The organism is Acidobacteriota bacterium, from assembly GCA_009691245.1.
Classification (GTDB): domain Bacteria; phylum Acidobacteriota; class Terriglobia; order 2-12-FULL-54-10; family 2-12-FULL-54-10; genus SHUM01.
The window spans coordinates 1-15376 of sequence record SHUM01000043.1 but is presented as its reverse complement, the minus strand read 5'-3'; the positions used below and the strand labels follow the sequence as shown (position 1 = coordinate 15376).

13 protein-coding genes and 1 tRNA gene are annotated in these 15376 nt (G+C 58.2%); 7 read left to right on the top strand and 7 right to left on the bottom strand.

The features are described from left to right. Positions 1-17: 17 nt before the first annotated feature. Positions 18-983 (top strand): threonine dehydratase, encoded by a 966-nt coding sequence (locus EXQ56_10780; GenBank protein ID MSO20925.1) that lies wholly within the window; start codon positions 18-20, stop codon positions 981-983. 72 nt (positions 984-1055) lie between these two features. Further along, positions 1056-1706: a DUF2238 domain-containing protein gene (locus EXQ56_10775; GenBank protein ID MSO20924.1), complete on the top strand. Its 651-nt coding sequence runs from the start codon at positions 1056-1058 to the stop codon at positions 1704-1706. A 93-nt stretch (positions 1707-1799) separates the two neighbouring features. On the opposite strand, the gene metH is transcribed toward EXQ56_10775, so the two are convergent. Both metH and EXQ56_10765 read right to left on the bottom strand, forming a co-directional pair. Further along, a complete protein-coding gene (metH, locus tag EXQ56_10770) occupies positions 1800-5435 on the bottom strand; it encodes a methionine synthase (GenBank protein ID MSO20923.1) in 3636 nt (1211 codons plus the stop codon). Positions 5436-5625: 190 nt separating this feature from the next. Continuing rightward, positions 5626-5714 (bottom strand) — tRNA-Leu (locus tag EXQ56_10765). A gap of 157 nt (positions 5715-5871) precedes the next feature. Between EXQ56_10765 and EXQ56_10760 the strand changes: the two genes are divergently transcribed. Genes EXQ56_10760 through EXQ56_10750 form a run of 3 tightly spaced genes read left to right on the top strand, consistent with a single transcriptional unit; the run spans position 5872 to position 8632 of the window. Continuing rightward, on the top strand, positions 5872-6846 hold the full coding sequence (locus EXQ56_10760; protein ID MSO20922.1) for a diguanylate cyclase: 975 nt from the start codon (positions 5872-5874) through the stop codon (positions 6844-6846). Between the two features lie 56 nt (positions 6847-6902). After that, a complete protein-coding gene (motA, locus tag EXQ56_10755) occupies positions 6903-7790 on the top strand; it encodes a flagellar motor stator protein MotA (protein ID MSO20921.1) in 888 nt (295 codons plus the stop codon). 23 nt (positions 7791-7813) lie between these two features. After that, positions 7814-8632, top strand: a complete 819-nt coding sequence (locus tag EXQ56_10750; GenBank protein MSO20920.1) for a flagellar motor protein MotB — start codon at positions 7814-7816, stop codon at positions 8630-8632. A 175-nt stretch (positions 8633-8807) separates the two neighbouring features. On the opposite strand, the gene EXQ56_10745 is transcribed toward EXQ56_10750, so the two are convergent. Continuing rightward, positions 8808-10496 (bottom strand): hypothetical protein, encoded by a 1689-nt coding sequence (locus tag EXQ56_10745; GenBank protein ID MSO20919.1) that lies wholly within the window; start codon positions 10494-10496, stop codon positions 8808-8810. Between the two features lie 169 nt (positions 10497-10665). Here EXQ56_10745 and EXQ56_10740 point away from each other — a divergent pair, with 169 nt between their 5' ends. Beyond that, a complete protein-coding gene (locus tag EXQ56_10740; protein MSO20918.1) occupies positions 10666-11877 on the top strand; it encodes a hypothetical protein in 1212 nt (403 codons plus the stop codon). 111 nt (positions 11878-11988) lie between these two features. Here the strand turns inward: EXQ56_10740 and EXQ56_10735 are convergent, their stop codons facing one another. Next, complete coding sequence (locus EXQ56_10735; GenBank protein MSO20917.1) at positions 11989-12234, bottom strand: hypothetical protein; 246 nt, start codon at positions 12232-12234, stop codon at positions 11989-11991. 146 nt (positions 12235-12380) lie between these two features. Beyond that, complete coding sequence (locus tag EXQ56_10730) at positions 12381-12764, bottom strand: RNA-binding protein (protein MSO20916.1); 384 nt, start codon at positions 12762-12764, stop codon at positions 12381-12383. 371 nt (positions 12765-13135) lie between these two features. Between EXQ56_10730 and EXQ56_10725 the strand changes: the two genes are divergently transcribed. After that, positions 13136-13567, top strand: coding sequence for a BrxA/BrxB family bacilliredoxin (locus tag EXQ56_10725; GenBank protein ID MSO20915.1), 432 nt, complete (start codon positions 13136-13138; stop codon positions 13565-13567). A 610-nt stretch (positions 13568-14177) separates the two neighbouring features. Here EXQ56_10725 and EXQ56_10720 read toward each other — a convergent pair. Beyond that, a complete protein-coding gene (locus tag EXQ56_10720; GenBank protein MSO20914.1) occupies positions 14178-14810 on the bottom strand; it encodes a hypothetical protein in 633 nt (210 codons plus the stop codon). Beyond that, positions 14705-15325 (bottom strand): hypothetical protein, encoded by a 621-nt coding sequence (locus EXQ56_10715; protein ID MSO20913.1) that lies wholly within the window; start codon positions 15323-15325, stop codon positions 14705-14707. Before EXQ56_10715 ends, EXQ56_10720 begins: the two co-directional genes overlap by 106 nt. Between the last annotated feature and the right edge of the window lie 51 nt (positions 15326-15376).

Below are 15376 nucleotides of genomic sequence, written 5' to 3'. Positions count from 1 at the left end.
AAGGCATAATTAATTTCATGAAGCTAACTCTCTCCGACCTGAGCGCGGCCTCCCAAATTGTGCATGCGGTCCTGCCGCCAACTCCGCAATACCGCTGGCCTCTGCTGTGTGAGCGGACTGGAGTCGAACTGTGGGTGAAGCACGAGAATCACACGCCGGTCGGCTCATTCAAGGTGCGTGGAGGATTAGTCTATTTTGACGAACTGGCCAAGCTGCCCGCCAAGCCCAAAGGAGTCATCACCGCCACGCGCGGCAATCACGGCCAATCGGTGGGATTCGCCGCGCAGCGCTACGGCATACCTGCCACCGTGGTGGTCCCGCACGGCAATAGCGCGGAGAAGAACGCGGCGATGCGCGCTTTCGGGATCAAACTAATTGAGCATGGAGAGGACTTTCAGTCGGCCCGGGAGCATGCGGCGCATTTGGCTATCGAGCAGTCTCTGCACTTTGTCCCACCATTTCATCCACTGCTGGTGGCAGGCGTAGCGACGTATTGCCTGGAACTGTTGCAGTCCATTGCGGATCTCGACGCCGTGTTTGTGCCCATTGGACTCGGCTCCGGCGCGTGCGCAATGGTGGCGGCGCGGGATGCGCTGGGACTGAGCACCGAGATAATCGGCGTTGTTTCCACGCATTCTCCCGCTTACGCGCAGTCGTTCGCCGCACACAAGCTGATCTCCGTCGCGTCCCAAACCAAACTTGCTGACGGCATGGCCTGCCGGACACCTGATCCATCCGCACTGGAGATTATCTTCAAGGGAGTCAGCCGCATCGTGGAGGTAACCGATGACGAGGTCGCCGCGGCGATGCGCACGCTATTTGAGTGCACTCACAATGTCGCCGAAGGCGCGGGCGCAACCTCATTCGCAGCGCTGCTGAAGGAACAATCAAAATGGGCCGGCCAGCGTGTTGCCGTGATTATGTCAGGCGGGAATGTGGACTCCGCAGTCTTTGCCTCCGTTCTGAACGGGCCTGGAAAATAGTCGCCATGCCTGATCGAAGTTGTCGCCTATATAACTAGGTCCAAAAACATCCCGCGTTAGAAGGAAGAGTTCATGATTAATTCCGCAAATGCGTCTCCATACCCGCGTTGGCTTCTTGGAATATTTACCATCTACTGGCTGATCTGGGCCTACAAGCCGCTGCTACTCTCCGATTGGATTCTGGAGAACGTGTTGCAAGTGAGCGGTCTCGCCGTGCTGATTCTCACCTACCAGCGTTATCCGTTGAGCAATTTTTCGTACACGCTGATCCTGGTCTTTTGCTGCCTGCACACAATTGGTGCACATTACTCCTATTCAGGGGTTCCTTATAGTGAATGGTCTCAGGTTCTAGCTGGCTTCGGCATTGACGAGCGATTCGGCTTCAACCGCAACCATTACGACCGTTTCATGCATTTTCTCTTCGGCCTATTGCTAACGCTTCCGCTGTATGAATACTATCTGCGGTTCGTGTCCAGCCATTGGTCTCTCAATTACTGCTTGCCGCTGAATTTAACCATGTCCATAAGCTTGTTCTACGAACTGGTCGAGTGGGCCGCCGCCGAGGTGTTTGGAGGCGAACTGGGTCAGGCCTTCCTCGGCATTCAGGGTGACCAGTGGGACGCGCAAAAAGATATGGCGCTGGCAACAGTTGGCGGAGCAATCTGCATGTTAATCACGGCTTGGCACACTCGCTACAAAGACAATGCCATTGCCAGACCGTAACGGCTCAACAGCGAGCATTCCGCATTCGCGAAAAAAGAACGTACGTTTACATGCGATACGAAGAAGGAAACACCTGCTGGAGAGATCCGCTCCCTACTCCGGATCGTAATTCAGATTGGATGACAGCCAGCGCTCGACTTCGGGCAGGGGAACCCCTTTGCGTTGATGGTAATCCACCGCTTGGTCGCGACCGATTTTGCCGACGGCAAAATACTTCGAGGCCGAGTGAGAGAAATACATCCCGCTGACGGATGCCATGGGGTACATCGCCATCGACTCGGTGAGGTTGATCCCAATTTTTTTCTCGGCATCGAGCAAGGTGAACAAGAAAGATTTATCCGTGTGATCTGGGCAGGACGGATACCCGGGCGCAGGACGGATGCCACGGTACTTCTCGCGGAGCAGGTCTTCATAGCTCAGGTTTTCCTGCTTGCCGTACTGCCACTCCTCGCGGGCGCGTTTGTGCATCAGCTCCGCAAGTGCCTCCGCCAGCCTATCCGCCAGCGCCTTGGACATGATGGCGTTGTAGTCGTCGAGGTTGTCTTCAAACTGCTTCACCAGGCTCTCGATATGAATTCCTGCCGTTACGGCAAAGAGTCCCATATAGTCCCGGCGGCCTGAGTCCTTCGGCGCGATGAAGTCTGCTAGCGCGTAGTTGGGTTCCCCCGCAGGCTTCTCAAACTGCTGCCGCAAGGTGTGGAACTGGCCCACTACGACCGAGCGGGACTCATCTGCATATATCTCAATGTCGTCGCCCGCGCTGTTGGCGGGAAAGAAGCCCATCACAGCACGCGCGGTGAGCGATTTGTCTTTCAGGATTTGGGCCAGCAGTTGTTGCGCATCCGCAAAGAGTTCTTTCGCCTTGGCTCCCACGTCCTCACGTTCCAGTATCTTCGGATAGATCCCGCGCAACTCCCAGGCATGGAAAAACGGAGTCCAATCAATGTAGGGAACGATCTCCTCTAGCGGCACAGGATTGAAGACACGAACTCCAACAAATGACGGCGTGGGAATTTGGCATGACTTCCAGTCGATGTTGGGTTTCCGCTTCCGCGCCTCTTCCAGCGAAAGAAGCTTTTGAGTCTTCGGAGCACGGTGTGTCTGCCTATCTTGCTCCTGCCCCTGCCGATGCTCTTCCGCAAAGGTTGCACGCAGCTGGGGGTTTTTCAGGTTGCCAACCACGCCCACCGCTCGCGAGGCATCCGCAACGTGGATGACTGTCTGACTATAGGCCGGCGCAATTTTCACCGCGGTATGAATGCGACTGGTGGTCGCTCCGCCAATCATCAGCGGGATAGTAAATCCCTGCCGCTCCATTTCCCGGGCAACATGCGCCATTTCGTCGAGCGATGGAGTGATGAGTCCGCTCAGGCCAATCATGTCGGCGCCGACATCGCGAGCGGCTTGGAGAATCTTGTCGGCGGAAACCATCACGCCCAGGTCAATGATCTCGTAATTATTGCACGCCAACACTACGCCCACGATATTCTTGCCGATATCGTGCACGTCTCCTTTGACGGTAGCCATCACGATCTTGGCCTCGGCTTGCCGCAGCCCGCTGACCGCTTTGTCAGCCTCCATAAAAGGCAGCAGGTAGGCAACGGCCTTCTTCATGACACGAGCGCTCTTCACCACTTGCGGCAGAAACATCTTGCCGGTTCCAAACAGGTCCCCGACTATTTTCATGCCGTCCATCAGCGGACCCTCTACCACGGACAAAGGCCGCGCGAACTTCTGGCGAGCTTCTTCGGTATCTGCCTCGATGAATTCGACAATACCCTTTACCAGCGAGTGGGAGAGCCGCTCCTCCACCGTACCCTTGCGCCAGGCGTCTTCCACTACTTCCGCCTTACCCTTCTGCTTTACAGAATCCGCAAATACCAGCAGGCGCTCCGTGGCATCAGCGCGGCGGTTGAGCAACACGTCTTCCACCAGTTCCAACAGGTCCTTGGGAATTTCCTCGTAGATCGCCAACTGGCCAGCGTTGACGATGCCCATATCCATACCGGCGCGGATGGCGTGATAAAGGAACGCCGAGTGCATCGCTTCACGCACCGCCTTGTTGCCGCGGAACGAGAATGAAATATTACTGACCCCTCCACTCACTTTACAGCCCGGCAAGGTGGCTTTGATGATGCGCGTGGCGTCCAGGAAGTCGACAGCGTAGTTGTTATGCTCATCGATCCCTGTGGCCACGGTCAGGATGTTCGGATCGAAAATGATGTCCAGCGGGTTGATGCCGGCCTCTTCGGTCAGGATGCGGTAGGCGCGGCGGCAGATAGCCACTTTGCGCTCCGCTGTATCCGCCTGACCGGCTTCATCGAAGGCCATCACAATCATGGCTGCGCCATAGCGCTGGATCAGCCGCGCGTATTTCTTGAATGCCTCTTCGCCTTCCTTCAGGCTGATGGAGTTGACGATTCCCTTCCCTTGGATACACTTGAGACCCGCCTCGATCACGCTCCACTTCGAGCTGTCCACCATGATCGGCACGCGCGAAATATCCGGCTCGGAGGCAACGGAATTGAGGAACGTGGTCATGACCTGCTCGGAGTCGAGCATGCCCTCATCCATGTTGACGTCTATTAACTGAGCGCCGCCCTCAACCTGCTGGCGGGCAACCACCAACGCATTCTCGTACTCGCCGGCGAGAATCAGTTTCGCGAACTGCGGCGAGCCAGTGACGTTAGCGCGCTCACCGATATTCACGAAGTTTGTATCCGGACGAATGGTAAACGGCTCCAACCCGCTGAACCGCGAGTAGGGTTCGGGTTCGGAGATGACGTGAGGCTTGATCCAGTGGGCCGCCGCGGCGATGGCGCGAATGTGCTCCGGCGTGGATCCGCAACAACCCCCAATCATGTTGACCCAGCCGTTCGCCGCAAACTCGCGCAGATCGGCTGACATGCGCTCCGGTGTTTCATCAAACCCGCCGAAGGCGTTGGGCAGGCCGGCATTGGGATAACAACTGATGTAGACTCCGGCAATCTGAGAGAGTTCCTCGATGTAAGGCCGCATCTGTTTGGCCCCGAGGGCGCAGTTGATTCCGATGCTGAGCATTTTGATGTGGGAGACCGAGTTCCAGAAGGCTTCGACGGTCTGGCCGGAGAGTGTGCGACCGCTCTGGTCGACAATGGTTACCGACACCATAATGGGCACGCGCGCGCCGGAGTCTTCAAAGTACTGTTCAATCGCAAACAACGCCGCCTTGGCATTCAACGTGTCGAAGATGGTCTCTACCAGGAGAATATCCACGCCGCCTTCCACCAAACTGCGTGCTTGCTCGTAGTAGGCATCGCGCAATTGATCGAAAGTTACGCCCCGGGACGCCGGGTTGTTCACATCCTGGGAAACGGTTGCGGTGCGGCTGGTGGGACCCATCGAGCCTGCGACGAAGCAGGTGCGCTCCGGGTGCTCGGCCATGAATCGATCCGCAGCGCGGCGGGCAATATGGGCGCCGGCCCGGTTCATATCAGAAACGTGGTCCTGCAGGCCGTACTCGGCCTGAGAAAGTGAGTTGGAGTTGAACGTGTTGGTCTCAATGATATCAGCGCCAGCCTCCAGATATTGGCGATGAATGTCTTCGAGGATGGCTGGCTGCGTGATATTCAGCAGGTCGCTATTCAGGCGGAGGTCCTTGGAGTGTCCCGCGAATTCCTTGCCTCGGTAGTCCGCCTCACCAAGATTGTAACCCTGGATCATGGTGCCGATGGCGCCATCCAGAATCATGATGCGGCAATCCAGAATTTCCTTGAGTCGCGCGAGGCAGTCTGTTTTCTTCAACAATTGGCTGTTGCGGATTCTAGTGGGAACGCCTTGATAAAAACTAGAATTTCGCTCTACTCCTTTTCAATATTGCAAAATACTCCATCTCGTTCCATTTTACATGGCACCGCCTGCGCCATCCTTGCATAGAATCTGGTGCCCGGGGCCGGAATCGAACCGGCACGGGCGTTACCGCCCGAGGGATTTTAAGTCCCTTGCGTCTACCAGTTCCGCCACCCGGGCCTGAATGGTACTTTTATTATAACTGGCATTATATCTGGCCTTGCCGCATTCTCTTTCTCTAAGACCGTGGCGCTGATCGCCGCGGTTTCTGTTCGCTGGTTCCTTTGAAATTAAGGCAAGACAGTTTATTTTCCGATAGGGTCAGCGTAGGCACCCTATGCTGAACTTTGCCGATCCCGAGATTTACCGCGAGGTGCTGGAGCATCTCCCTACCGCCGTCTACTTTGTTGATGCCGAGGAGAAGATTCGCTTTTGGAACGAGGGCGCCGAGAAAATCACGGGATACCTGCGACAGGACGTGGTGGGCCATTTTTGCCGCGAGAATATTCTTTCCAGAATATCGGCGCTCCCGCCGGGAAGTGCGCGCGAGCCGAGTCCTGGTCTCGCCGCGCGCGCTGCTACAAACCTTGGCGCGACTGCGGAGCCTGACACCTCTTCTCCGTTTCAAATCGCTCTGCGCGATGGCCGCGCCTCGGAAGCCGAGATGTTCATCCATCACCGGGACGGGCACCGACTGGCGGTGCGCGTCCGTGCCATACCGATTCGCAGTGATGCTGGAACCGTCATCGGCGTCGCTGAGACTTTCGACGTATCCATCGGAAACTCGGAATGGGACCGGCGGCAGAACCGCCTTTCGCGCTACGGCGCGCTGGATGAGGAGACGGGCGTACTCAATCTGCGCGTAACGCAATCTCACTTGCGCGAGAGTCTGGCCACGTTTGAGGAACATCGGTTGCCAGTCAGCATTCTGCTGATTGAGATTGATCAGTTGGTTCAACTGAAAGCAAAGTATGGTCCACAAATCGCTCCCGCAGCGCTATACGCAACCGGCCAGACGATCGAGAGCTTTATTCGCCCCACTGACTTCCTCGGCCGATGGGACGAGCATCGCTTGCTGGTGATTCTGATTGAGTGCAGTCCATTCGAGCTGCCCGCCGTAGCCAACAAACTGGAGCAGCGCGCCGACCCCACCGAGCTGCGCTGGTGGGGTGACAATTTGGAACTAAGCATTTCCATTGGCGGGGCTTCCGCGCAACGGGGAGACAGCACAGAAATGTTAATCGCGCGCGCCACCGCCGCATTGGCGGAAGCCGCTAAGGCGGGCGGCGGGCTTGCGCAGGTACGTTACTAGGGTTTGCTACTGACGAACTTGAAATGTTTGCAATCACCATTGGAGGATGATTCTTAATGTTTCCCATCATCGGTATCGTAGTGGTGATTGGCGCGGTCATCGGCGGCTACCTGATGGAGCACGGCCACATGGCCGTGTTGATGCAACCGGCTGAGTTGGTCATCATCGGCGGCGCGGCGCTGGGCACGCTATTTATCGCGAACCCGTTGCACATCATCAAGCAGCTCGTGGCCGGATTGATGGGCGTGATAAAAGGCTCGAAGTTCACCAAAGCGTTTTATTTGGATTCGATGAAGATGATGTATGAGCTATTCAGCCGCGCCCGGCGCGACGGACTGATGGCGCTTGAGACCGATGCCGATGAACCGGACAAGAGTCCTGTGCTCTCCAAATATCCCTTGTTTCTGCAGGATCATCACACGCGCGACTTCGTCTGCGACACGCTGCGCATGGCCGCCGGCGGCGGCTTGGAAGCCTTTGAGATGGATCAGATGATCGAGCGCGACATGGAAGTACATCACCATGAAGCAACCGCGCCGATCACCGCGCTCTCCACAGTGGCCGACGCGCTGCCCGGACTCGGCATCGTCGCGGCGGTGCTCGGCGTGGTCATCACCATGGGCTCGCTCGGCGGTCCGCCGGAAGAGATCGGCCACAAGGTGGGCGCCGCGCTGGTGGGAACATTTCTTGGCATCCTCATGTGCTACGGATTTTTCGGGCCCATCGCTTCCAACCTCACCAAACTGGCCGATGATGAGCAGGCCTATTTCGGAGTCCTGCGCGTGATGATGGTGGCGTTTTTGAAAGGCTCGGCGCCAATTTCCGCGATCGAGATTGGCCGCCGCGCGATTCCCGGCCATGCCCGGCCCAACTTCACAGAAGCCGAGGCGCACTGCAAGAATCGCGGCGCGGACGGTGCCGCGGAACCGGCGAAGGCAGCGTAAGAAAGACCGACGAGAGAGATGACATGGCCGACCAGCGTCCCATTATCATCATCAAGAAGAAAGGCGGCCACGGCGGCCATCACGGCGGCGCATGGAAAGTAGCCTACGCCGATTTTGTAACGGCCATGATGGCGCTGTTCATCGTGCTGTGGCTCATGAACTCAAGCAAGCAGGTACAAGAGGCAGTCGGCGGTTACTTCAAGGACCCCACCGGCGAGGCACGCAAAGTGGGAACCGATGAGTCAGGGTCGGGCGATAACTTCGTTCTCACCATGGACAATATCGAGGACCTCAAGCAGCAGTTGCAGAAGTCCATCCGCGAGGCCCCCAACTTCGAGCTGCTCAAGGACCAGATCAGCATGTCCATCACCGATGATGGCTTGCGCATCGAATTGATGGAGTCCGCTACGGGGACTTTTTTCGCCAGCGGCAATGCGGTCTTGTCCGAGGACAGCGGCGAAATCCTCAGCAGGCTGTCCACCGAACTCGGGATCCTGCCGAATCAGCTCTACATCGAGGGGCACACCGACGCCAAGTCCTACAGCGAAGGCAGCTCTTACACTAATTGGGAGCTCTCCGTGGACCGTGCCAACTCCGCTCGCCGTTACATGCAGTCGCACGGAATCCAGCCGAAACAGGTGGCACAAGTGCGCGGTTTCGCCGACGGCCAACTACGCAAGCCCGACGCCCCTCTCGATCCATCGAATCGCCGAATCTCGGTAATCGTCCGTTTCAACGAGACCCCCGCCGGCAGCACGCCGCCCGACGAAGCGACCGGCGCCGCGGCAGGACATGCGGAGCCATCCCACGCGGCGGCACCAGCTCCCTCCGCGAAACACTAAAGCTCGAACAGAGCCGCGACCGGAAGGGAGCGGTTTCTCAGCGGACACGCCACATTGCGCTGAACCGCTCCCTTCCCGTCGCGGCTCTGTTCGGTCCACGCACAAACAAAAAGGACTCCGATGATCCGGAGTCCCTTCTGGCTATTGATTATCACCAAGACTTATTTCGTCTTGCTTAGTCCAGCAACTCGATGTAGCCAATGCGGCCAGTCAGGTTGCCGGACCACCAGATGCGCTTGGGGTTGTTCTGATCCACCTCCAGGCGGCGATGGTCCTCCTCCGCTTGCGCCAGCGGATACTCGACAAACTTCTCCGTCTTGGGATCGAAGCTGGCGATCTTATCCACGTGCTGCTGCGCGATCCAGACGATGTCGTTCTTGTGGTCCACGCTCGCCGCGTACACGCCGGAGTCCTCGGTGGGCGGCGAGAAGACGGTGAACTTGGTGGTCTTGTGGTCGATCTTCATCAGCTTACCTGCGCCGTGCAAGCCGACCCAGATGTCGCCGTGCGCGTCAAACCCCGCCTTGCGCGGGAAGCTGTTGGGCACAGGGATGTCGTACTCATCGATGTGCCCGGTTACGGGATGCACGCGGCCCATTTTGTTTACCGCGTTCAGCATGACCCAAACATAGCCCGCGCCGTCGATGGCAATGCCATAGGGGCTGGCGCTGCGGCCCAGCTTCACGCCGGTGGGCACTTCCCACGAGTCGAACTGCCTGGTCTTGGGATCAAGGCGCCAGACGGTGTTGGTGCCGATGGCATTCATCCATACGGTGCCGTTCGGATGCGTGCGCATGGTGTTGCCGCTGACCTGGCCGCTCTTGGTCTTGGGCAGATTATAAGTGGTGAACTCCATGCTCTTGCTATCGAGCGACAGCCAGCGGCGCGACGGGCCGCCGTCAACGAACCAGATTTTATTGTTCGGTCCGGCCCAGATGCCGTTCAGGCGCACGGTCTTGGTCTTGACCGGCGGAGGATTCACCACCGTGTACTGATACGTCTTGGGGTGCAGCTTGCCGAGCTTGCCGCCCACGCGCTCGGTGATCCAGCCGTTGCCGTCGGTGTCCACGGTAACTTCATGCGGCTCGGCTTTGATGTCGGGCATTTCAAATTCCACCGCGACGTAACGCATCTCGGCGCCGGTCATCAGGCGGCGCGGCAGGCGCGCGTTGACGTCGGGCACCGGCGTGGCGCGACCGGCGTTGCCGCGATTGCTGAAGTTTTCGGAAACGTAGTCAAACAGAACTTTCTCTTCCGCGTCGGTCAGATCCTCGGCGAAGGAAGAGCCCTGCGCGTAGCCGCGCATGTCTTCAATGATGCGTGTCCAGCGGGCCTTGTCGGCACGAGCGTTGATGGTACGCGCGACGTCATGGCAGGTGAGGCACTTGGCTTCGACAATCGCCTTGCCCGCGCCATCGGGCAGAGTCGGCTTGGCCGCGCCGGGGCGCACCATGGCGGCCTCGCCGCCACCGCCGCCGGGCAACTCGAAAGGCCAGGCCGGAGCCAGGGCGGGCGCGCGTTGCGTGTCCAGCGCCACATCCGCCGCGCCGGGCTTGCTCGCGGCCACGTCCACGACCGACGTCCACTTGCTCTCGACCTCGCCGCCGATGCCCTGCACCGTGTACTTGCCATAGGGCAGGCGGTCGATGGAATACTTGCCCTGCGCCTGGCTGATGACCATAAAGGTCAGCTTCCGTGCGTCGTTCTTGATCTTAACGAATGCACCGACGACCGGCGCGCCCGTATTGTCCTTCACCACCCCGGTCAACACGCCGTCATTGTCCGCGTGCAGCGCGGATAATCCGATCGAACATGCTACCGCGAAGAAGGCTAGCAGCCTCGCGCGGCGATTCCAAATGGACATGAGGTCCTCCCTATTTAAGCCCGCTCAAACATTCCAGAAAGCTTGGAAACAAATATGTATGCCAAGCTCGCTGCTTCGAACTCGCCGCCGATGATACCACCGCAAAAGGTTCTGTACAAGCTATTGATCCAGGAGACGGACCACTCCTGCAAGTGTCGCGGCAGGTGCGATGAATGTAGCAATTGCATTACAATGCCGGTACCCGTCCAGGAGGCTTGCCATGCATGAAACTTATCACGCAGATCGTTTGGGCCACGCTGATCACTTGGGCAGTTTCCTGCGCCCGCCGGAAATATTGGCGGCCCGGCAGCGACTCGCTGAAGACCCGGACAGCGTTCAGGTATTGACCGAACTGCATGCGTTGGAAGACAGGAACATTCGACGTGTTATCGCCAAGCAGCAGGAGTTGGGATTCCGCTTCGCCACCGATGGAGAATTTCGCCGCAACAATTTTATGAGCGACTTCCTCGACGCCGTTGATGGCTTTGACACCGCCGATGCCGTCACCCGCGACTGGCATGCCGGCGGCTCGAAGGGCGATGTGCCGCAGGTGAGCAGCGTTACCGGCGTGGTTACGCGGAAGCTCTCGCAGCATCGCCGCCTCACCGCGCATGAGTTGGGTTTTCTGAAGGCCACTGCGCCCGGCGCCGTGAAGATCACGCTGCCCAGCGCCACGCAGTTTCCCGCTATCGCCTTCAAGGATGGCATCACCGACAAGGTCTATAAGGATCGCACAGAACTGCTGTGGGACATCGTGGAGATTATCAAAAAGGAGATGGCCGCGTTGGCCGCCGAGGGCGTCAGCTACATTCAAATGGACGCTCCGCGCTACAGCTACTACCTTGATCCCAAGTGGCGTGAATGGATTCGCACTGAGATGCGCCGCGAGCCGGACGCCATCCTGGCCGAGTCGCTGCGCGCCGACAGCGAGTGCCTGAAGGCCGCACGCAATGCAGTGCAGCCCGCGGGGCAAGCCGTCACGCTTGGCTTTCACCTGTGCCGCGGCAACAATCGAAGCCAGTGGTACGCGCAGGGCGGCTACCACGCTATCGCGGAAAAAATGTTCAACATGCTGGACGCCGACCGCTGGCTGCTGGAATACGACGACGAACGCTCCGGCAGCTTCGAGCCGCTACGCCACATGCCGCGCGGGCGCACCGTGGTGCTGGGACTGGTCAGCAGCAAAAGGCCGCAGATGGAAGACTCCGCAACCGTAGCTCGCCGCATTGATGAGGCCGCGCGCTTCATCCCGCTCGAACACCTCGCGCTCAGCCCGCAGTGCGGCTTCGCCTCCACGGCGGAAGGCAACCTGCTCACCGAAGAGGAGCAATGGTCCAAGCTCAAGCTGGTCTCCGACACCGCGCGCGCGGTGTGGAAATAAGTTTGGGCCCAAAATTGGGAAAGGCCGCGACACGTTAATTGCGTGCCACGGCCTTTTTTATTTCAAAATAATCCGGGTGCTCGGTAAATCGGGATGCCCGAAAGGTTGCCGCTAATTATCGCGGACCACGGGCTTGGGAAGAGCGGTGCGAGGAGCTTTCCTGGTTGGAGACTTGGAGGGCTTGGGGCGGTTGGGCGCCTGTCCCGACAATAGCTCACACACCATAATGCTGGTGATGAACTTCTTGACGCCGTGAGTTTCGAAGTCGATCGTGGTGCGATCCACGTTGGACGAGGTAACCACGCCGAGCCCGTACGCTTCATGCCGCAAATACTGATCGATCCGGAGTACTTCCATAGGACCCCCTTGGATACTCTGCGTATCTTGTGTCTTGGCCGAATGCCGTAAATTGATGCTATAGTGCCTGGATTTTAGGCAAAAACTCGCTCACAGAACTGCCCGCATGGCAGGCAGTCCCGTGAACAGTTGAACTATAGTGGAATCTAGCGACCGCGATATCCGCCGCCATAACCACCACCGCTGCCGCCACGGCCACCACCGCTGCCGCCACGGCCACCACCGCCGCCGGGGCCACGGCCGTAACCGCCACCACCGCCGCCGGGACGCGGTCCGCTGCGCTCCGCCTTGGGACGCGCCTCGTTGACGTTCCAAGCGCGACCATCAACTTCCTTGCCGTTCAACGCCTCAATCGCGCGGCCCGCTTCGTCATCGTTGGTCATTTCGACGAAAGCGAATCCACGGGGCAGGCCTGAATCGCGATCCGTAACCACACTGACGCGCTCGATTGCGCCAAAGGGCTCAAACATCGCGCGCAACTGATCTTCCGTGGTCTGGAAGCTCATATTTCCTACAAACAGATTTTTCATTACTCTTTCTCCTTGGATACAGCGGAGCCAAATGGCCTACGCCCGAACTGGCCGGTCGTCAGAACAATGCCTCATCGCAGCGAATGGTGATTTGATGGAGTCAATACGGCAGGAAGCAGCCAACAGGGTCCGTAGACGGTTTCGAGCAAACCAACTTCTTCAAACACATATTCATGGTAGCACAAATTGGCCGCTGAAAATAAATATTTTACGCTAGCGATTTCCGAGCGATCCCAAGCCGACCGATGCCCGCATCGAATACTCATTTCAACCCAGTTAAGGTACACTGGAGTTTCGGATTTGGGACGCGCGCTGCGCTTCCCTGCCGCTGGAAATTACCGCCGCCCCTATCGTTAAAGGAGAATATCACCATGCCGTACCCATCATTGCTGGTCCAACCGTTCCGCGACGAGCTCACCCGCGCCGGCTTTCAAGAACTCTTGAGCGCCGCCGAGGTGGACGCCTTCATGGCCGACACCACGGGCACGGTGCTGCTGGTGATCAACTCAGTCTGCGGATGCGCCGCGGGCAAAGCGCGCCCCGGCGTGCGCCAAGCCATCGCCGAGTCGCCGCGTCCCGACCGCCTGGCCACCGTGCTTGCTGGACAGGACATGGAGTCCACCGCCAAACTGCGCGCCTGCTTCCCCGAAGTCCCGTCGAGCAGCCCGTCGGTGGCGCTGGTGAAGGACGGCAAGCTGGTCTACTTCATGCCCCGCGCCAACATCGAAAGCCGCGACGCCGCCGCCATCGCCGCCGACCTAAAAGCCGCCTTCGCCGAGCACTGCGTCCCAGTGACCGCTTAGCGTTACAGCTTAACCAAATTCGCGGTTCTGCCCAAAGTGCAAAGGTTCACGGTTCTGACCAACCTGACCAGATCGACAGGGTGCGGGATGCGGGGTTAGAGGTTCGGAAAAAACAACTCCCAAACCTCCCCGCTCCCCCTGAATTTTCCCCTTCCCTGAACGCCCCTTGGCCGCCCCTTGGCCGCCAAATTATCCAAATTATTCAGTCTGACAAGATTCGCGGTTCCGTCAGTCAGACAATTATTCCAAATTCCCTAAATTGCCGGAATTTGCGGTTCCGTCGGCCGCGCGAGCGGGGACGGGGAGCAGGCAGTGGAGGGTGGCGAGGTGGTGCATGGTGAATAGAATTTGGCAGCGACGCAGCGTTCCGAAGTTGCCCAGAGGACAACCCCGTGAATAGCCGCCCGGAGCATCGAAAATTCCAACCTACGGAGCGCGCGCCAAGAATTGGATTCAACCCCGGACAGGGGTTGACCTTCGCTGATGGCGATGATGGAATTCGCGACCGCATCCGGCAAGCCGCATCGTGGTGCCGAGCGTGGCAAACGTCCGGCCCCGTCAGGGCCGCAAATTGACGTGGATACTCGTATCTTTTTCACGGTTTCTTAGGTTATGGCCCAAGCTGCACCATATCCACACCCTGGATACGCTGTCCCGTAAAAGTTGCTCCTTCAAGGACAGCCTCGGTGTCATCACTGGATAGCTGCAAATCACGGGAGCGGAACACTACAAGCAGGTCGAGGCGGCCATCGTCGTTGACGTCGGAAAAGGAGTGGAGCAGTGTGCCGCGGCTATTGACTGCGAGCGGGGCACCGGCTAGTGTTACCGTCGCCGGATTCACAGTGCTTGCTCCAAATGTCGCCGAACTGAGAATCGCCACGGTAATAGTTGCGTTCGAACGGAGGTTGATCCGGTTTCTCGGATCACCTGGCTTGATGTCGATGCTCACCTGCATCGGGCCGTGGAACACTTCATTCACAGCTAGCAACTCACCTGTATAAGGTCCGGTTCGGCGCACTCCTCCCACCACAAAGATATTGTCGCCCACCGCTCCCGCAACCAAGCTTTCGCGAGGGGAGGGCATCGCCGTCTCAGCACTCGTGGTATTTGTGCTGGGGTTGTAGGATTCCACGACAGCTAACGACACAAGTTCATTTGCATCGGCGTCATAGCGAACCCCGCCAAACACATAAATCTTTCCACCCAATGGGGCAATAGTAACACCGCCGCGAGGCGTCGGCATTCGGGCCAACTTATTCCAAGCGTCGGTTCGGGCATCGTACAAAAAAAGAAGCCCCTAGCATCTTCAACGGAACCATTGTAGAGGGCAAAAAGCTTTCCACCTAGAACGGTAACTGCAAACACCTGCCCTCCCCCTGTGGAAGCTTTGGTCGTCCATGAATTGGTATCCGGGTCATATACTTCTAGTAGACCATATGGAATATCTCTGGTGAGATTGAAGCCACCTACCGCATAGAGTTTTCCATCCAACGTACCGGCACCTACTGAATGGCGCGCCGTGGGCATCGGAGGGCCACTACTCCAAGAGTCTGTCACTGGGTCATAGATTTCGAGTGTGGCAGTGCTAAACGCGCTCTCGACGACACCGCCGATTACATAAAGTTTTCCATTCAGCACTGCGGCAGCAGGTACATTGCGTTGACCTGCCCGGCGATTTCGATACCAGCCGAAGTGAGAGAGAATCTCATGAGGGAGGTATTTGAATATGCCGATGCAGAGGTACAAACCAGAGCAGATCGTAACGGTGTTGCGGCAGGTTTAAGTGGCGGTGGCCAGCGGGAAGACAAC